At 43.9% G+C, this 19,263-nt stretch carries 18 protein-coding genes and 2 tRNA genes; 5 read left to right on the plus strand and 15 right to left on the minus strand.

What is annotated here, in order from left to right; translation table 11 throughout:
- Positions 1–91 precede the first annotated feature (91 nt).
- Both ACYTXL_RS11440 and ACYTXL_RS11445 read right to left on the minus strand, forming a co-directional pair.
- Complete coding sequence (locus ACYTXL_RS11440) at positions 92–1,276, minus strand: anion transporter (RefSeq protein WP_461924862.1); 1,185 nt, start codon at positions 1,274–1,276, stop codon at positions 92–94.
- Between the two features lie 53 nt (positions 1,277–1,329).
- Positions 1,330–1,557, minus strand: a complete 228-nt coding sequence (locus ACYTXL_RS11445; protein WP_461924847.1) for a hypothetical protein — start codon at positions 1,555–1,557, stop codon at positions 1,330–1,332.
- Positions 1,558–1,898: 341 nt separating this feature from the next.
- Here ACYTXL_RS11445 and ACYTXL_RS11450 point away from each other — a divergent pair, with 341 nt between their 5' ends.
- Positions 1,899–3,068, plus strand: a complete 1,170-nt coding sequence (locus ACYTXL_RS11450) for a homocysteine biosynthesis protein (protein WP_461924848.1) — start codon at positions 1,899–1,901, stop codon at positions 3,066–3,068.
- Between the two features lie 136 nt (positions 3,069–3,204).
- On the opposite strand, the gene ACYTXL_RS11455 is transcribed toward ACYTXL_RS11450, so the two are convergent.
- Positions 3,205–4,230: a hypothetical protein gene (locus ACYTXL_RS11455; protein WP_461924849.1), complete on the minus strand. Its 1,026-nt coding sequence runs from the start codon at positions 4,228–4,230 to the stop codon at positions 3,205–3,207.
- 378 nt (positions 4,231–4,608) lie between these two features.
- On the opposite strand from ACYTXL_RS11455, the gene ACYTXL_RS11460 reads away from it, so the two are divergent.
- Positions 4,609–5,502, plus strand: a complete 894-nt coding sequence (locus ACYTXL_RS11460) for a tetratricopeptide repeat protein (protein ID WP_461924850.1) — start codon at positions 4,609–4,611, stop codon at positions 5,500–5,502.
- Here the strand turns inward: ACYTXL_RS11460 and ACYTXL_RS11465 are convergent.
- From ACYTXL_RS11465 to ACYTXL_RS11495, 7 genes are all read right to left on the minus strand, one after another.
- Positions 5,479–5,655, minus strand: coding sequence for a hypothetical protein (locus ACYTXL_RS11465; RefSeq protein ID WP_461924851.1), 177 nt, complete (start codon positions 5,653–5,655; stop codon positions 5,479–5,481). The genes ACYTXL_RS11460 and ACYTXL_RS11465 overlap by 24 nt on opposite strands.
- Before the next feature lie 53 nt (positions 5,656–5,708).
- Entirely contained in the window at positions 5,709–6,329 is a 621-nt protein-coding gene (locus tag ACYTXL_RS11470; RefSeq protein ID WP_461924852.1) for a TMEM165/GDT1 family protein, read from the minus strand.
- 313 nt (positions 6,330–6,642) lie between these two features.
- Complete coding sequence (locus ACYTXL_RS11475; RefSeq protein WP_461924853.1) at positions 6,643–6,894, minus strand: DUF29 family protein; 252 nt, start codon at positions 6,892–6,894, stop codon at positions 6,643–6,645.
- Positions 6,895–7,318: 424 nt separating this feature from the next.
- Positions 7,319–7,843 (minus strand): DUF6875 domain-containing protein, encoded by a 525-nt coding sequence (locus ACYTXL_RS11480; protein ID WP_461924854.1) that lies wholly within the window; start codon positions 7,841–7,843, stop codon positions 7,319–7,321.
- 218 nt (positions 7,844–8,061) lie between these two features.
- Complete coding sequence (locus ACYTXL_RS11485) at positions 8,062–9,024, minus strand: protochlorophyllide reductase (protein ID WP_461924855.1); 963 nt, start codon at positions 9,022–9,024, stop codon at positions 8,062–8,064.
- Positions 9,025–9,636: 612 nt separating this feature from the next.
- A complete protein-coding gene (locus ACYTXL_RS11490; RefSeq protein WP_461924856.1) occupies positions 9,637–11,364 on the minus strand; it encodes a succinate dehydrogenase/fumarate reductase flavoprotein subunit in 1,728 nt (575 codons plus the stop codon).
- Positions 11,365–11,611: 247 nt separating this feature from the next.
- On the minus strand, positions 11,612–11,929 hold the full coding sequence (locus tag ACYTXL_RS11495) for a hypothetical protein (RefSeq protein ID WP_292822970.1): 318 nt from the start codon (positions 11,927–11,929) through the stop codon (positions 11,612–11,614).
- Positions 11,930–12,443: 514 nt separating this feature from the next.
- On the opposite strand from ACYTXL_RS11495, the gene ACYTXL_RS11500 reads away from it, so the two are divergent.
- Positions 12,444–13,301, plus strand: coding sequence for a hypothetical protein (locus tag ACYTXL_RS11500; protein ID WP_461924863.1), 858 nt, complete (start codon positions 12,444–12,446; stop codon positions 13,299–13,301).
- Positions 13,302–13,536: 235 nt separating this feature from the next.
- On the opposite strand, the gene ACYTXL_RS11505 is transcribed toward ACYTXL_RS11500, so the two are convergent.
- The 4 genes from ACYTXL_RS11505 to pds form a co-directional block, all read right to left on the minus strand.
- Entirely contained in the window at positions 13,537–14,859 is a 1,323-nt protein-coding gene (locus ACYTXL_RS11505; protein WP_461924857.1) for an ABC transporter substrate-binding protein, read from the minus strand.
- A 192-nt stretch (positions 14,860–15,051) separates the two neighbouring features.
- Positions 15,052–15,143, minus strand: a tRNA-Ser gene (locus tag ACYTXL_RS11510).
- 126 nt (positions 15,144–15,269) lie between these two features.
- On the minus strand, positions 15,270–16,202 hold the full coding sequence (crtB, locus tag ACYTXL_RS11515; RefSeq protein WP_461924858.1) for a 15-cis-phytoene synthase CrtB: 933 nt from the start codon (positions 16,200–16,202) through the stop codon (positions 15,270–15,272).
- Positions 16,186–17,625, minus strand: a complete 1,440-nt coding sequence (gene pds, locus ACYTXL_RS11520; protein ID WP_461924859.1) for a 15-cis-phytoene desaturase — start codon at positions 17,623–17,625, stop codon at positions 16,186–16,188. Before pds ends, crtB begins: the two co-directional genes overlap by 17 nt.
- A gap of 37 nt (positions 17,626–17,662) precedes the next feature.
- On the opposite strand from pds, the gene ACYTXL_RS11525 reads away from it, so the two are divergent.
- Both ACYTXL_RS11525 and nagZ read left to right on the plus strand, forming a co-directional pair.
- Entirely contained in the window at positions 17,663–17,881 is a 219-nt protein-coding gene (locus ACYTXL_RS11525; RefSeq protein WP_461924860.1) for a hypothetical protein, read from the plus strand.
- Between the two features lie 128 nt (positions 17,882–18,009).
- The gene (gene nagZ, locus ACYTXL_RS11530; RefSeq protein WP_461924861.1) at positions 18,010–19,098 is read left to right on the plus strand and encodes a beta-N-acetylhexosaminidase; all 1,089 of its coding nucleotides are present in this window, start codon (positions 18,010–18,012) and stop codon (positions 19,096–19,098) included.
- Here the strand turns inward: nagZ and ACYTXL_RS11535 are convergent.
- Positions 19,099–19,169: transfer RNA gene (locus ACYTXL_RS11535), tRNA-Lys, on the minus strand. It lies immediately after the preceding gene.
- Positions 19,170–19,263 lie beyond the last annotated feature (94 nt).

A 19,263-nucleotide genomic window follows, 5' to 3' on the forward strand; every position in this document is an offset into this window, starting at 1 on the left:
CCAATGACCAATGACCAATGACCAATGACCAATGACCAATGACCAATGACCAATGACCAATGACCAATGACCAATGACCAATGACCAATGACTAAATCCAATAATAAGCGAGGATTAGAGTCAGGACAGTTAGCGGTAGACCAAAACGTAGATGTTCCCAGAATGACAAGTGATAACCAAATTTTGCAACAGCCTCAGCAACAATTAAATTAGCAACTGAACCTAACAAAGTTAGATTACCTGCCAAAGTAGAACCTGCTGCTAATAGTAACCAGGTTTTTGTATCTGGATGGGGAAGTAAATGTTGTAATAACAATACTGCTGGAACATTAGAAACTAAATTTGAAAGCAGAGCAGTAACTCCTAATATGCTCAGGGGACTATGAACTAAACCGCCAAATAAATTTAATATTCCTAATTTTTCCACTCCAGCAGTCACAATAAACAGTCCAGAAAACATCAGCAGTAAATCCCAATCTACTTTATTTAAAACTCGTTCTGGTTTGATTCTTCTAGTAATAAACAGTAAACTAGCAGCTACAAGTGTTGCTTGGGCTGGGGGCATTCCAATTAAGAATGCAATTAATAGTCCTGCGGTTATCAATAGGCTTTTAGTAAGTAACGGTTTAAATATGCGGTAACGCACGGGGGTTACACTCGGACAAGATTTAGTAGAACGGACATCAGGATAAAACCACCACAATAACCCAATTTGAATCAACAAACTTACTAATGCGATGGGAGTCAAAGCTTTAGCAAAATCGAGATAGCTGATACCAGAGAAGGAACCAATCAAAATATTTTGCGGATTACCACTTAAGGTAGCCACTGAACCCAGATTAGTTGCTCCCGCCAAGGCAAGTAAGTAAGGAATAGGATTGAGTTTCAAAGTTTGCGTTAAGCCGAGAACCAAAGGAGTCAGAATTAGAGCGATGGTATCATTCAGAAAAAAAGCGGAGAGAATTCCACTACCAAAAGTTAAAACAATCAGCAAACCCAAAGGGCTGTGGGTAAAGTGTGTAACTGTATCAAGAGTTAGTTGGAAAAAACCAGCGTAAGCTAAGTTTGTGCTGATTACCATCATGCCAAACAGGAAAATCAGCGTTTTATAGTCTATAGCTTGCCATGCTTCTTTGAGGTCTAATACCCCGAATGCCATCAGCAAAGATGCACCAACTAAAGCAATACTGGCTCGGTTCATCCGCAAACCAGGTAGATATCCTAAACCCAAACCTATATAAGTCAGCCCAATGATGATGTATCTGAAAACAATCATGATTTCGCTAGATATTTTAAGGTGATGCCTTTGTATTAACTGCTGTTTTTGTTTCAGGTACATAACTTGTCAACCAATGCACCAGCTGGTGTTTGGACAATAACTGTGGCAATTGTTGAAACTGACATCGCCATTCCAATCTGAACAGGGTTCCAATTTTCTGAAGCTTTCAAGTAAATGCTCAGATATGGGCCAATACCATCGCGCACATCTGCGAGAAACACATTCAAGTAATCAAGCGATCGCAAACTCTTCTTACTCGGTCTTCGCTGTTTTTGCATAAGTCTTTAGTGATGTTTGGTCAGCTATGGAACAATACGCTTTTAAATTTTGAATCTTCTCTACGAGAGGCTCCGCCAACAATTCAAAATTTAAAGTCTAAAATTCTGTAACAATACTCTTATGCAAAAATCGTGCCAAATCTACTGGGCAATAGTACTAAGTACTACTAAATTGTTAACTATTTCGAGAGTAAATTATACAAGAGACTTCACGATCTGCGCTCACAAGGAGCAATAAAAATTTCTTTTCCTACTCCGTATTTCCTATTTTCAAAGCAGTCTGTGATTTATCAAGATATCCTTCAAAGAGGAAGACAGCAGGAAGCGCAAGCACTGATAAGATGCGAACAATTGCAGAAATTAACGAGAAAATCAGCCGCCAACGTGCGGTAGTGTTGACAACTGAAGAATTAAAAGCACGAGTTGTAGAAATCGGTGTTACTAAAGCTGCTAAAGAAGTTGATGTAATTACCACTGGCACTTTTGAGCCGATGGAATCAAGTGGTGCAATTATCAATCTGGGACACACTGACCCGCCGATAAAAATTCGCCGTTGCTGGTTAGATGGCGTGCCAGCATACTCTGGTTTTGGGGCAGTAGATTTATATTTGGGTGCCAGTTCTGCTGTAGAGACGATGGACGGGGAAGAAGTCCGAGAACGTGGCGGTGGTCATGTAATCGAAGATTTGATCGCTGGTAAACCTATACACGTAAAAGCGCAAGGACAAGTAACAGATTGTTACCCCAGAGCAGCTTTTGAAACTACTGTCACCAGTGAAACGATTAATCAGTTTTATTTATTCAATCCGCGTAATCTTTATCAAAATTTTATTGTTGGTGTAAATGCTGGCGATCGCCCCCTCTTCACCTATTTGGGCCCTTTACAACCGCGTCTGGGGAATGCCGTTTACTCTAACCCAGGTGCGATTTCCCCCTTACTCAACGATCCCGATTTGCAACTCGTTGGTATAGGTACTCGAATTTTCTTAGGCGGCGGTGTTGGCTATGTCGCCTGGGAAGGCACTCAGCACTTCCCCTTACAAAAGCGTTTAGCTAATCGTACACCGATTGGACCTTCCGCCACTTTAGCTTTAATTGGTGATGCCAAGCAAATGGATGCTCATTGGGTACGAGGGTGTTACTTCAAAAGTTATGGACCCTCATTGATGTTAGGCGTTGGTGTACCACTCCCTGTATTAAATGAACAAGTAATTGAACACTGTGCCGTGCAAGATCAAGACTTAGTAGCCCCAATAGTGGATTTTTCCATTCCCAGGCGCGTCCGTCCTACCTTTGGTTTGGTGAGTTACGCCCAACTCAAATCTGGGCGGATCACCATTGAGGGCAAAGCAGTACGCGTTGCCCCCTTAGCGAGTTTGTTTTTTTCTAGGCAAGTCGCCCTAGAGTTGAAAAAGTGGATCGAAGCAGGTACATTTACCCTCACAGAACCAGTTGCCCCAATTCCAATGGAGCGAGCTTTTCTACCCCAAGATCGTCGGACGGATTTTTAAGAGTTGGGAGTGGGTAGAGACGCGATTAATCGCGTCTGTAGGAAGTAGGGGAGTGGGGAGAAGAATTAATAACCAATGCTCCATGCCCCATGCCCCATGCCCCATGCCCAATGCCCAATGCCTAATGCCCAATACCCTACTCTTGAGTCGGTTTCGGTCGCTTGATGGGCTTAGGAGCGGGCGTTTTTGGTATAGGTTTTGACACCACAGAGGGGTCGCCACCTGCGCCTGTTTTCTTGATCGGACGCGGGGTTTCGCCAGTACGTCTGGGGGGGAATGGTTTTCTTCCACCAGCACCACCACCGCCAGCACGAGGGGCACCTTTGAATGGTGGTTTGCGTTTTTTGGGCAAGTCAGCGATCGCCTCAGCTTTTTCTACTACCAAAACGTCAGCTTCCCGCTTAGCTTGGAAGTCCCAGAACTTTCCTACTGCTTTGGTGGTCAGCACACCCCTCAATTTCAACTTAAAATACTTGGGTTTATCAGTTGATTTGCGTGGAGCCTGCCTAATTTTGACTACCAAGCTCTTAGCATCAAAAGACTGGTATACTACTTCACCACGAACAGAAAAACCACCATCTGCAACTTCTGATGAAGGTATCACCGCAGTTGTACTTAATTCAGAGTTTTCCGATAAGCCATCATCGGGTGTTTGTAACTCTTGCAACTCCAAATCTGACTCGTCTTCATCTGTTGAGTTTTTAGCCAGATTTTCTGGCTCCCAAACTCCGACGATTTGGATGTGTAAGGTATCATTTTCTTGTCTAGTCCGTGGATATACTACCCACAAGTGTTCTTTTTCTAAGTCTAAGTGATTTTTGACTAAGCTCATAATCCGGCCTAGGAGGACGGCATTGAGTTCTACACCATCTGCGGTTAGCAGTGTACCTTGAGTAAATTGTTCGCTGCTAGCATGATAGCGACCCCGGACTAACCCGATCGCTCGATATTGCATCGGCTCACTGGGAGGCGGAATCGGTTGCTGTCGATTGACCAAGTTCCCATTTGAGTCAGTCTCAATGGGGTTGACAGGCGAATTTTCAACTTCTTTAGAGGACTGGGCAGCTATGTGAACATTAGCGGCTGCCTCTACGTTAGTTGGGCCTTGGTTAGAGGCAGAAGAATTGGAGGATTCAGGCAACGGCATCAGGTCGGAATTCATAAAAACTCCTTGCGGCGGAGACACATCCCATTGTGGGATTTTACAAAGGCAGCTGGAAAGAGCATTTGTGCGACTGATGAAAGTATATTGGCTTTTAACAAAGTCACATCAGGGTACTCTACACAATCCTAAAGGCGCTAAATTTAGTGTTTATACACTAAATGTGTAATTTAGTGTATAAACACTAATTTCGGAAGCATATCATAGCTACAGTTCTGACGGCTCCTCCTAAAGTCATCACTTACTTTAGCAGTGTGGATAGTTAATTGTTATAAAATTCACAGGCAATTGGCGGTATTCCGCAAAGTTTTGGAAATTTTTAACTTTACGATTTGTGTAAATGATAATGTCATTAGAGTTTAGGAGAAAGACAAAACTGTGACTCAAACACGCAATCGCTGGATAGTTCAAGTCGTCTTGGCGCTGGCAATTCTTGCTTTTGTGGGTGTTTCGGTGATTCCCATAATTGGAGCATTTAATAATACGCCATCCTCAAACCAGAATATCGCTAGCACCAGAGGCAGTTTGCCCGGATCTGACCAAAAATCAAAATTGGAAGACGAAGTACGGGGTTATGAGCTAGTTTTGCAAAGGGAACCAGAAAATCAGACTGCGCTTAAGGGTCTATTACAGGCGCGGCTACAATTACTCAGTCAAAAAGAAAAAAGTGAGATTAAACCAGCTGATATCCAAGTCGTCATTGAACCCCTAGAAAAGCTAGCCAAGCTGAATCCCGAACAGTCAGAATATTCAGTGCTACTGGCTCAAGCTAAACAGCAAATTGGCGATCGCGAAGGAGCTGCTCAAGCTTATCGCTCGATTTTGTCCACTAAACCGGGCGATTTGAAGGCTTTGCAAGGAATGGTGTCTCTGTTGATAAATCAGCAACGCCCTGAAGCAGCCATTGGTTTGTTGCAAGAAACTCTCTCTAACGCAGCCCAAATAAATAAAATTCAGCCTGGAAGTGTAGATATAGTCGCCGTGCAAGTGCTGTTAGGTTCTGTTCACGCTTCCCAGAAACGCTACGCTCAAGCTAGCTCTGTATATGACCAAGCAATTAAGAAAGATCCCAAGGATTTTCGCCCAGTTGTGGCAAAAGCGATGCTCCTGAAACAACAGGGCAAAAACGCAGATGCAAAACCTTTATTTGATAGTGCCGCAGCTTTAGCACCTGCTCAGTACAAAGACGAAATTAACAAAGCAGCAACGGCTTCCCCCATTCCTAATCCTGCTGCATCTCCCGCGCCTTCAGTGGAAAGTACTCCTAAGTAATGGGCATTGGGCACTTGTACTGAGCGTTCGCGTAGCGCGATGCCCTGAGCTTGCCGTACTCCGTAGGAGTTGCAAGCTACGCGTAGCGTCTCGTAGATAAGGATCTCGTAGAGAAGTCGTTGGCGCAGCCTCTCGTAGAGAAGTATTGGGCATTGGGCATGGGGCATTGGTTATTATTTCTTCTCCCTGCTCTCTGCTTTTTCCGCTCACGCTCCTTCAATGGCAGCAACTACACCAAAGACCAAAAACAGGCATCCGCCAATCAGGGTGATTTGACGCTCAGAAATGCGTCCGGCAATCATTTTGCCACCGATAACTGCGATCGCAGCACAAATGGCATGTCCTAAAATTGCACCTATTGTCACTCCAATTGGATTATTACTTGCCGCTAGGGCAATGGTGGCAATTTGCGTGCGATCGCCCCACTCTGCCATAAATGTCAACACAAAGGCTTCTATTACAATTGCCAACGAAGTCTTTTGCTTTGATACCTGCAAATCTGCTTTTTTCACCGCAGCTTCAGCTTCTTCGACAACTTCTGTATCACAAGCAGCAGCCGACATCTTACTAGCGTCATATAACAGCTTGATACCAAAGGCAATAAATAAAGCTATTTCGGCGTAATGAATATAAACTTTTGGCAACAAAGATACCGCTTGTCCGAATAGCACCGAAAGGATTGACATCGCCGCTAAAGCGCCTGTCACACCTATAAATACCAGCCGCCGCGGGTGGTGCATTGCCAAAATCACAGCAATAAAAAATGTTTTATCGCCTAGTTCTGAAACTGTAATTAGTAATAAAGCTGCGGTAAAAGCTGTTAACACTTTCTCAAGCTCCTGAAGAATCGTTTACCGATGTGAAGCTTGATGAGAGCCAAAAGACCTCACCAAGTTGACACTTTTCGGTGTGAACTTAGTGAAGGTCTCGCTTTCAAATATTGATTATTTGCCATCTGAACCAGGCTCATCGCCAGTATGTTGATTCAGATGTACTGGCTTTTTATTTTTTTAGCCAGCAGCTACTCCCCTTCTATGGAAATTTTATTATATATCTTTCTTTAGGTATAAGTCAATAGTAGGGAATGGAGATATGCGACTGTAGAGAGAGTGAAGCGGCACATACAGCCCGATTCAGTGCTTACTCAGGTAAAAACTCATCATTTGTGACTTCTGGTAGCTGGTATGGACACACCACAGGAAAGGATTCCATTGACAAACCAGTTTCAGCTTTTGCTTGCTTAACCGCTTGTGCATAACACTGGCCAAAAACGATCTCAAGATAGGATTTAAGACTAGGTGAATCATCTAGAGCTTCTTTGATATTTCTATCCATTGCAAGCAAGTAATCAGCTTCATATAGCATTTGGGAATGGGTCCTTAGAGAAGACATGGCAGTTTCCATAAGGAATGTTTAGATAATATAGGAATCATATTTGATTTCTGAAAAAATCTCGGTAGTCTTGTAGTAAGCTAATGAGTATTTAAGTTGCATAAAATTAGGGCTGAAGCCCTTACTACAAAGGAATTATTGGGGAAAAATGAATGACGATTAGCTTAGACTGTCTAGGCTAAAATGTTGCAAAAAAATTGTAGGTTGGGTGGAGGCTTTCCGTAACCCAACATCCTGATAATCAGTTGGGTTGCGCTCCGCTCCACCCAACCTACGTCTAATGCACTATTTTAGCCTAGACAGTCCATTACCTCCATTTCAAAAATCAAATACTAGTACTATATTTCCCATATCTTTACAATTAAGATCGGTGGGTTAACTCAGTGTAATGCACCCTACTGACTCTGGAAGAATGCGATATTACCTACTTTCTAGAAAAACCAACATATTTTAGATTTTCTGGCGACCAATTTTGATAATAATGGGTTTTAAGCAATAGTTCTGAAGCTATTTTAAGACTTTTGTCAGTTTGGATAGTCAGGTGTATGTAAGGCGCTTGTCTTGTATAAACTCCCTGAATATTAAACTTATCATCGGAATTTCCAGCAAAAGCAATCAAACCTGTAGGAGAAATAATTTTATTTAAACTTTCTGCAAATTGCTTACTCTCATCCAGTGTCATTGCCTGTTTATCTGGGTGAATAATCAACATAACTTCGTAGCTTAAGGACGATCTGAAATCATCTATTAACTTGAACAGATGTGAATTTAAATTAAGGTCATAATGAGATGAAAACCGATAAACTTGGTAAAGGATATTATTTTGGAGACGTGCTTTTTGCACAAAAGGGCAAACGGGCATATTGCCAAAAACACGATGTGGCTTTTCCAGAAAGTTCTGCATATATTCGACTATGCTATTGATGATTTCCAAATCAGAATTTATCATGCAATTTTTTCTCCTTTTACTTACCTATAAATTAAGTTTTTGCTGCATCAGATTCCGAAAAAGTATAATTTGATTTTTATATCATAAATAAAGCTATCAATAAAGTCAGAGGTGACTTAATAATCACCTCAATCATTGCTTACCTGCACATAATCCCAACTCATTCAAAAAATTGGCTTGATGAATCATGCACAAGGGTAACGCCACCTCCTGTATCATCACGCAATTCCAACCAACTTGGCGCTGAGTTCCCACATACGCTCGGCTTTTTCGTCATCACGGGCTTGAGGAGAGACTTTTTGTACAAAGGATTTGCCATCTTTCTTCTGGCGATTTCCCCAACTCCAATAGGCACCAGATTGATTGTACTCAGGATCGGCAACCACGGCAGCAACCCGTTCTCCCGCCAACTCCTGAGACACATATCCCCCAGTGATGTACTTCTGGAATAATGGGAAGATTTTCTGAAACAAAGGATAGTGGTTTCGGAATAGCGGCGTTTCTGCAACACATCCGGGATAGAGAGAATTGAAGATGATACCGGTTGACTCGTGATAGCGCTGATGCAGTTCCCTCATAGTCAGCACGTTGCAAACCTTACTGTCTTTGTAAGCTTTGACTGGTTCAAATTTTTTGCCATCAATCATCGAAATTGGGTCTTTAAACCCTTCTGCGAAGCCCTGCAAATCGCCCAAGTCAGGACGCGGTGGGATTTTCCCACCCAGCTCGTCTGGATTATGAGTGACAGTTCCTAAAATTACCAGCCTTGGCTCTGAAGATGATGATTTCTTGAGATCGTCTAACATCAGGTTGCACAATAGGAAATGTCCGAGGTGATTTGTGGCAACGCTTAACTCGTAACCTTCTGGGCTTCGCAACGGCTCTTTTAATAAGGGCATATAAATTGCGGCGTTGCACACTAAAGCATCTAGGGACTTTCCAGCTGCTCGGAAGTTCTTCACAAACTGTCGAACACTTTCCAAGGAGCCAAGGTCGATATGTATGCTGGTATAACTGTTGTAGGGTATTTCCACAGCTTGGGCAGCTTTTTGTGCTTTCGCTAAATCCCGACAGGCCAGCACTACATACCATCCCCTTTCAGCAAGCGCTTTCGCAGCATACAAACCCACCCCCGACGATGTACCCGTAATTACAACCGTTGGCTTCTGATGTTGTTCCATTCTCTTCAGCTTTTATTGACTATCTCTAGGATCTCACACCAGTGAGCCACTATTGTCACCAGCTTTTTCGATGTTGTATTAGGCTGAACTAACCTGTACTCCAAGTAATAACTACTCTTGACTGCTTACTCTCATTTTGAGAGAATTTAAATACAATTGATTTTTCATTAAGAATATATGACAAAAAAGCTAGAAACAAATGCATCTAATTGCAATTCGCAACCTTCACACTGATACCGCTCAATATCCCGATGTCAAGAAGCAGATCGACAACTGGTATGCAACTGTGAAGAAGGCGGAACGATAAAGGCAAATGGAACAATGACTTTTACTTTTGACGAAAGTTCTTATAGCAATCTGCTAGCTGAACTTGCTCCCAAGGTAATTGAGACGGAAGAGGAGTACGAAGTTTGCTGGTAGTGGCAGAGCGTCTAACCTTTGCGAAGTATCGCACTCAGGAGGAGCGAGTTTTACACAAGTTGCTGGTGAAGTTAATTGAAGTATATGAGGCACAAAACTACCCGATGGATCTATACCAAAACTTATATTTTCCTTGTATCTTTGTATCTTAGGGATTAAGAAAAGCATTTTTTAATCCCCAAGACACAATAACTAATACTTCCGCTCTTTTGGCTCAAACATAGTAATTGCCACTGGTCGATATTGAATATCAATTCCGGCTGGTGAATAGTAAGCCATTGTGTGTTTGAGGAAGTTGCGATCATCTCGCTGGGAATAATCTTCGCGGAAATGAGCGCCACGACTTTCCTGGCGATTCAGGGCTGATGCCAAAATAGTCTGCCCCACTACCATCAAACTTCGCAATTCCAAAGCCTCCACAAGTTCCGTATTCCAACAACTACCTTTGTCATCTAAATAAATTTGAGGATATTGTTGTTGTATTTGTTCTAATTTGTGTAACCCTTCACTCATTAATGCCTCAGTGCGGAAAACGCCACAGTACTCGGTCATACAATCCTGGAAGGCTTCACGGACTTGGTTAATGCGGTACTGTCCTGGTTGTTCTAGCAAAGCTTGGATTTGTTGCTGGGCTTCTGTTACATACCGTTGCTCATCCACAGAGGGCAACTTCCGTTTTTGCACAAATTTTGCGATCGTAGCCCCAGTCCGCTTACCATAAACTACACACTCTAGTAGAGAATTACTTCCCAAGCGATTTGCACCATGTACGGAAACACAAGATGTTTCACCCGCAGCAAAGAAAGCATCAACTAAACCATCACCACTGCTGCGGACTTGCCCATCAGTATTCACTGGGATACCACCCATACAATAATGAATTGTCGGACGGACTGGCATCGGTTGAGTTACAGCGTCAACACCTACTAGGCGGTGTGCTTCTTCCCAACAGAAGGGAACGCGACTCATAATTTTTTCTTTGCCCAGATGGCGTAGATCGAGATAGACAAAGGGTCCACCAGCACTTCCATCGAGATGAATACCACGACCGGCGCGAATTTCGTAAGCGATCGCTCGTGAGGTAATATCACGAGGAGCTAGTTCCATGCGACTAGGTGCATAGTTGGCCATAAAGCGATCGCCTTCACTATTAATCAGATACGCCCCTTCTCCCCGTACCGCTTCCGAAATCAGCACTCCTACCGGATATAAACCAGTCGGATGAAATTGGACAAATTCCATATCTTCCAGGGGCAAACCTGCGATCGCAGTCATTGCCAAACCATCACCAGAAGAGGCGTAATCATTAGAGGTGGTATTATAAACGCGACCATAGCCCCCTGTGGCAAACATTACCGCCTTAGCCCGCACCACCTCTATATGTCCATCCAAAAGATGGAACATTACCACACCCTTGGCCTCATTTTCTTCTAAAATGAGACGCATCACGTACCATTCTTCATAAACTTGCACCCCATAACGCCGCAAATTGTTCACTAATTCGTGCAAAATCGCGTGACCAGTCTTATCAGCCGCGTAGCAAGTGCGGTTGTGGGAATGTCCGCCAAAAGCGCGTTGGGCAATGCGCCCATCAGGTAAGCGAGAGAACAAAACGCCGATGTGTTCCAAGTCAATTACCACATCTGGCGCTTCTTGGGCGAGAATTGCCACAGCGTCTTGGTCTGCCAAGTAATCAGAACCCTTGACAGTATCAAAAGCGTGTGCTTCCCAACTATCTTCGGAATCAACATTTTTCAGCGATGCAGCCATACCACCTTGAGCCGCAACCGAGTGGGAACGAATTGGGTGGGTTTTAGCAACCACAGCAATATTTAAACTAGGGTCAATACGGGCAATTTCTACAGCAGCGCGACATCCCGCCAATCCACCCCCGACAATAATCACATCGTGTTCCAGCATAATTAGCCCCCAACTGCAAACCACTGCTGTTCTATTGTAGAGACGTGATTGTGATTAATGAGGCAGTGCGTTGCGATCCTTGCCGTGGCCTCTCTACAAAAAATTCCCTGCCTATAGACAGGGATGTGATTACAAATTTTGAAATTAGGAGTGAAAAGTTAAAAATTAAGACTTAGGTCTTCACTTCTAACTCCTAACTCCTGTACAGACGCGATTAATCGCGTCTCTGCTGCTAACTCCTAACTCTTTAGCTAGTTGCTTGTACAGGTTGTTGCTGAGACACGTTACCTGGCATGGGTTCCATTTTGGTTCCAGGCCCTATAGGCATAACTTCAATATGATTTAATAAGGTAGTGACAAAGGCAAACAACAAGAAAGGTAGCGATAGCAGAACGACGAGACCCGCAGTTGCTAAAGCGTATACGGGTCGCTTGGCACCCATTAGCGCCAAGGCTGAAGCCAAACTTAGGGTGATTGTAATCAACCAAACAATTATTTGACCGTAGATATCACCGAAAGTCAGGGTACAGACAAACCGATACTTTTGAATATCATTTTCGTTCATCACATTTGCCTCAAGTCTCTCCTAATAGGTTCTACGTTAGAACCATGTTTGCCTTCTAAACAATTTCTAAATATTTTTGCAAGCTTCGTAATATCACTTCACAATCAACTTTTAGTGTTACAAAGGGCAATTCCTAGTACAGCATCGCCATAAATAGACGATGCTGTAGGGGTTTAGTATGCTAAACCCCTACGAAAGATGTGGTTTTTCGCCTGACACATACTTGGTATTTCTTGTCAATGCGTAAGTCCTGAAAATTTTTCGCAATCCTGATGACCTCCTCAACAAATAGACTCTTTGCTTAAAGCCCAGAGAATTTTTCTCATCTGTCAAATTTCGGATATTCAGGATATAGTATTTAATTTTTTACTGGTAAATATTAAGTAGATAAATCCAGCAAAATCACGATGCAAAAACCGATTTTTTGGTGTTAAATTTTGAGTATTGCCCGAATTTGTTGAATGAACTCAACAAACCCTTTATTTTTCGTGGCAATATTGTTTTAGGAGTGAATGTGAATACTATTTTTCTTTGTAAAGGTGTTTTTTGGTTGCCAAGTATAGCTGCTCTTGCAGTCCTGAGTAGCGGCTTATCTGCAAGTGCCCAGACAGTGGACAAGGTCAGCAGTCAGCCATTAACCGACCCTTCCGCAACCGTAGCGTCTCCCAACGAGTTTAGTACAGAACTAGACACTGCAAGCCAAAATCTCTCTACAGAAACAAGTCAAACATTTACAGTCACAAATTTAACTAAAGTACAGCAGTTCCCCAACACTGCGATACAGGAAAATGCCAGTGTAACATCCAAACCCGTTCCAGGCACAGTGGCAACCTCATCTGCGACGCTCACCTCCGAGTTTGTACAACCTACTTCTGAAACTACTTCTGAAACTACTTCTCAACCATCTGCTCCTAGAGTGGCGCAATCGGATATTGATTTAGGTAGAACTACCCGTGGGGGCAGCAGCTATATTGGCGTCGCTGCTAACATTGGTTTGAGTGGTGGTGGGGACTCATCTTTGGGTGATGGTAACTTCGCGGTAGTCAGCAAAATCGGACTGACAAATTCTATATCGGTGCGACCCTCAGCCGTATTTGGAAACAACACCACAATTCTAGTTCCAATCACCTACGATTTTTCCTTCAAGTCAGCAGATGCTTTTAGCGAACCGTTAGCGATCGCACCTTACGTCGGAGTGGGTGGAGCTTACAAAACTGGTGATAATTCACAATTTGCCTTTTTGGTATCTGGTGGCATTGATGTGCCTCTAACTCCTCAATTCACTGCAACGGCTGCTGTGAATGCCGGATTTTTTGATAAAACTGATGTGGGCTTGTTGTTAGGAGTTGGTTACAACTTCACTGGGCTTTAAGAGTTAGGAGTTAAGAGTTAGGAGCGATGCCCTGAGCCCTTCGACAAGGTCAGGGTAAGACCTGCCGGAGGGTTAGGAATTAGACCTCGGCCATTTTGAAACCTGGAGTAATGCGAGCATCTTACCCGCTACTACCCGCATGTTAGTAAGATGCTCCCACTACTTTTAAAACTATAGTTCTCAAAATAAATCTGGTTTAGCAATGTTTCACTTATAACTCTTAACTCCTAACTTTCTACTTAGGGGTAACTTTGTCAATTACCTTGATTTTGCCATCGTCTCCGACTGTCCAAACATCGTAAACACCGACTACATCGCCGTTAGCATCAACATCTACGTTGCCACTGGCTCCTTGGTAGTTAATCTTCTTACCATCTTTAAGTAACTTCAGTCCCTCACAGACATCGGTAACTTCTGTGCCAGGCCCATCAGCAACTTCACGGATTTTGCTAGCTATACCAACGCCTGTATTTTCCTTAGCAGCTTGGGCTGCCAACGTCAATAAAGCAGCCGCATCCCAAGCTTGAGGAGCGTATTCCCCTGGCGCACCACCTTTTTTATCCTTCCACAGCTTGTTAAAAGCTTCTAGTGCTTTACCATTGGAACCAGGTACTGTACCGATCGCTCCAGTTAAAATATATTTACCATCACTATCTTTGCCAACTTGTTCGGGGAAAGTAGGTGATTTCACCCCATCAGTCAGCAGAATTTGCACACCCTTGGCCACACCTTGTTGATAGGCAGCTTTCAGGAATAAACTACCAGTTTCAGCGTACAGTACAGCCAGGACTGCATCTGGCTTACCAGCAAAAGCAGCAGCCGCTTCTGTATCAAATGTCTGGGCTTTCGCGTCGTAACGAACAGGCTTATCTTTATTAACTATAGTTCCACCCAATTTTTCAAAAGTTTGCACAAATGCTTTTTCAAAGCCTACGCCATAGTCGTTATTAATCACAACTGTAGAAATTCGCTTGAAACCTTTTTTCCTGGCAAGTTGAGCTAAAGCTAGTGCTTGGTAGGTATCGGGGGGGGCTGTTCGCGCCCAAAAGCCTTTAAAGTCGCCTTTTTGAGCCTTTTGGGTAAATATGGGACTGGTACTACCAGGGGAAACCAGCATGACTTTATTCGGCGTCGCAATGGAGACTGCTGCACTAGAAACGCTACTGGCAAAGGAGCCAACTACACCTGCCACTTTATCTAAAGTTGCTAGTTTGGTCATTCCAGCAGCACCAGCTCTGGGATCGGTTTGGTCGTCTACTTGCACCAAGGTTACAGGTTCGCCATTCACCCCACCACAAGCGTTGACCGTATCGACGAGTAAAGGTACAGAACCTAGCATTTGCTGTCCCACAGAAGCTAAGTCCCCTGTTGACGGTAGCAGGGAACCAATTTTTAGTCCTTTAGCACTGCTTGTGGTAGTTGAGTTTGATGCCGGGGTAGCGGTACTTCCGTTGTTAGCTGCGCTATTGGGGGTACTTGGATCACCACAAGCCCCTACTAGGAACCCAGTTGCTAGGGTCGCTATACTAAAGGTTAAGACCGCGCTAATATTTTGCATAGTTTACTTTCACTCCTCAGATATTTAGGAGCCTAAAAGTAAGATTCAAACTAGATTTGTAATTTAGCTGGATCTTATCAAGGCTCCAAAGGATAAATCATATCATCCATCTTTGGTAGTAAAAGTGTTTGCCTCGGCATTAGTACTTATTTTCTGACACCGAACATACTCTGTGTAAGAAAGGCTGGAAAACGGAGAGGGAGGGATTCGAACCCTCGGTACGGAGTTACCTGCCGTACAACAGATTAGCAATCTGCCGCTTTCGACCACTCAGCCACCTCTCCTGACTCACGATTAATAATGTTAGCAGGTTTGTTGGTAGGAGTCAATAGTCATTTGTCATTTGTCATTGGTCATTGGTTATTTATAAAAGACTAACGATTAACGACTAGGGACAAATGACTAATTTTTTAAAGGACTTGCGATCGCATCCAAGCTACGGGCAAAGTGCGTAACTTTTTCCACTGGGGAACGTAAGCCCTCTGGCTGAATACATCGTAATTGTTGCGTTCAATCACCTCCAAAATCTGTCCGTATAGCATTGATGCTGCCCACACGGGCCAACGGGCGTCCGGTGCTAAATAAGTAATTCCCTGGTCGGATGTGCTATAGAATTGGCGGGCCCGGTCAATTTGAAAGCGCATCAGCGCCCGCCAACGCTCATCTACCACACCTTTGAAGAAATCTTGCTCGGTGTAGTTGAATTTTGCCAAGTCCTCAAGGGGAATGTAAATCCGTCCGCGTTTGGCATCTTCTCCCACATCCCGCAGGATGTTGGTGAGTTGATTGGCAATTCCCAGAGCGATCGCTTCTTCTGTGGGAACATAAGGTTGTTTGTTCTGATGCCACGGAGCTGTGTATATGGTGCTATCTACACCCATAACTGCTGTTGACATTAAACCAACAGTGCCAGCGACGCGATAACAGTAGAGGTATAATTCCTCAAAGGTTTCATAACGACTGCGATATAAATCCATGCGCTGACCGGCAATCATATCCCGAAAGGGCTGAATGTCCATCGGAAAGCGCTGGAGGGTATCAAATAAAGCGACATCGTAATTTTCTAATGGGCGTCCCGCAAAAATCGATTCCAGCTGCTGTTCCCATAGGTCTAGGGTTTCTGGCGTGGTAATAGCAGATGCGGGTCCATCCACCAATTCATCTGTACGGCGACACCAAGCGTAAATTGACCAAATAGATTGACGTTTTACCGGACTCATCAGCAAAGTACCCAGATAAAAAGTCTTGGCATACTTTGCTGTGAGATGCCGACAAAGGTTGTAGGACTCGTCTACAGAGACCAGCGTTTTCATGCGCGGGGGGGAATCAGGCAGTTGCAGCATTCGTTGCGGGCGGTCGGGTGAGCGTTTGCAGGTTTGAGGAATTTGCTACCGGGAGAGCCTCAGAAATTGCCTGCGCTGTCAGCTTACCAGAAAGTACGGCACCTTCCATACTGCCTAAGTAGCGTTGCATGGTATAACTTCCGGCGAGATAGAAGTTGGCAATGGGCGTAACTTGTGCGGGACGGTACTGTTGACGACCAGGGGTCGCTTTGTAAACTGAACGCGGCGTTTTCACCACATGAGATTTCAGCAACGTAGCTGGATTATCTCCCCCAAAGTGGTCGGGGAAGAGTTTTTCTAACTCGGCAATCGTTGCAGCCACAATCTCCTCATCAGATTTGGCAATCCAATCTTTTGCCGGAGCTAGAACTAATTCCAGCATTGAGCGATTGGGGTTGGCGTATTCACGGCAGGTATTGCTCATATCAGCATAAACGCTGAGGAGGGGCGATCGCGAAAATAGCAAGTGATCAATTTCTGTCAGTTTCCGGTCAAACCACAGATGCACGTTAATCACTGGCACGCCTTCCAAGCCTTCTAGCTTCTTGAAAAACTCCATAAGTTTCCAAGGCTTAGGCAAAATCACCTTCAAAGGGTCAACCGATATGGCAGATACATACACATCAGCCGTGAGAACTTCATCTTCTGCCCCATTTAACCCCCGAATCAAGTATGCTTTCACCGTGCCATCGGCGTTCAGCAATATCTCTTTCAAGGGGGCATTTAGGCGCACTTCCCCACGACGTTCTGTGATATAATCAACGATCGGGCTGCATAGCCGTTCTGTAGGAGAACCATCCAAAAATGCAATCTTGGAGCCATATCGTTCTTGGAGAAAACGATTCAGTGCAGTTAACAGAATCGTTGCCGAAACTTCATCGGGATTGATAAAGGTGAGCGCTTTACATGCGGCGATAAAAACGTCACTAGTTACCCGCTCATCAACACCTTGCCTTTTCAACCACTCTAAGAAGCTGTATTTGTCCATGTCTTCAACATACTTTTGACCCCGAACCACTGCTGGAAGTAGGCCAATTGCAAATCGAATCTTCTGCTCCCAAGTCAACATATCTTTATTGCGAAGAATCGACGCAATCACGTTGAAAGGAGAGGGAATATCTGGAACATCAAAACGTGATAATGTCCCAGGCTTGTCTGGTTGATTAAAAATCAGCGTATGCTGTTTCCACTGGAGTCTGTCCTCAATGCCCAACTCCTTGAGCAATTGCAGCATATTGGGATATGCCCCAAAAAAGGCGTGTAACCCGGTTTCGTACCAGTCGCCGTCAGAGTCTTTCCACGCCGCAACCAGACCACCCAGTACGTCCCGGCTTTCCAAGACAATGGGAGTGTGACCTGCGTCTGTGAGATATTTCGCGCAGGAAAGTCCTGCTAGACCAGCACCCGCGATCGCTACTCGCATTTAACCTTAATGCCCTTCAATATTTCTTAATGGTTTTATGGTTCTCATTATACGTTGCAATCTGTTACATTTGGCAGTTATTGTGCGATCGCTTTACCAAAAAACTTTTGCCAAAGGAAATTTTACCTGGGCGCACCTACCCAATCAAATTGCCAATACCATTATTGGCAATGGATTTGCGGTGAGTATTTCATCTAGATTTATATACAGGAGATTTAGGGAAACAAAAGTAATTCCTTTGACTGAAAATAGCTAATCTAAAACCAAGAATAAAAAACCTAGCTTTGAAAACTTTCCGCTTCCCATAAGAGTGTAGGATAAAAATCTATGTCCTCTAGGTTGAACAACCCAGTTGTTTACCACACAACTTATAGGTAAAAGATTATGGGTGTATCGCAAGAGTTAAAACGCTTTGGACATCACCTGATTTTAGGTATTTCCGGCACTACATTAAGCGATGATGATAAACTTGCACTCAATGAATTGAGACCGATTGGGGTGATATTTTTTGCTAAGAACTTTTTGGATGGCACCCCATATCAGGTTTGGCTGCAAAGCTTTAAGGATTTGAACAGGCAGATACGAGAATATACTGAACGTGATTTAATGTTCATCACTCTGGATCATGAAGGAGGCCGTGTAATTCGTACACCACTGCCAATTACCCGCTTTCCTCATGCCTTGTTGCTGCGATCGCACGCCCACGAAGTAGCAAAAGCCACAGCAGTAGAACTTAAATCACTGGGAATCAATTTATCTTGGGCACCTGTAGCAGATATTTTTTCCCATCCCCACAACCCCGTCATTGGGACTCGCGCCTTTGGTAACACTCCCGAAACTGCTGTTCAACGTGCCCGTGACTACTACCTTGGACTTCGAGATTCAGGAATTTTGGGATGCGCCAAGCATTTCCCCGGACATGGAGACACCAGCAAAGACTCTCACATTGAGCTACCAATACTTAATTTAACTTTAGAAGACCTGCGACTTAGAGAACTTATACCTTTCAAAGCCCTAATCGAAGTACAGATTCCTTTAATCATGACTGCCCATATCTTATTTCCTAAGATAGATGCTGATGTGCCAGCAACTCTTTCCCAGGCTATCCTCAAAACCATACTTAGAGAGGAACTTGGCTTTGATGGAGTAGTTGTATCTGACGACTTGGATATGAAAGCGATCTCAGATATGTTTATGAAAGCTGGTACTGTGGCGCGGTCAATTCATGCAGGCTGCGACTTGTTTATTGTCTCGCGCAATATCAACTCATCATCCATTGAAAGAACCTATCAAATTGCTGAAGATTTCATCGATTCCCTTAGTAAGAGTAGCTTAGATGAATCAGTAGTGGAGGCAGCCAGAGAAAGAATTGAGAAACTACTGGCACTAACACCGCAATATCCTATACATACTTTGGATAAAGATATCTTATTGCAACATACTCAACTAGCGATCGCTAGTTCTTATTCATAATGGGTGGTATAGGGGTCGAACCTATTTCTGCGGGTTAAAAGCCCGATGCACAGCCGTTATGCCAACCACCCTAGTACAATACGGCATAAATAAATAGACCATATTGGTGGGAGAATAAATAATCAGGTTAAAACCCGTTTTGGGCGCGGATTAAGGAATCAGGGT

This window comes from Nostoc sp., assembly GCF_054880495.1.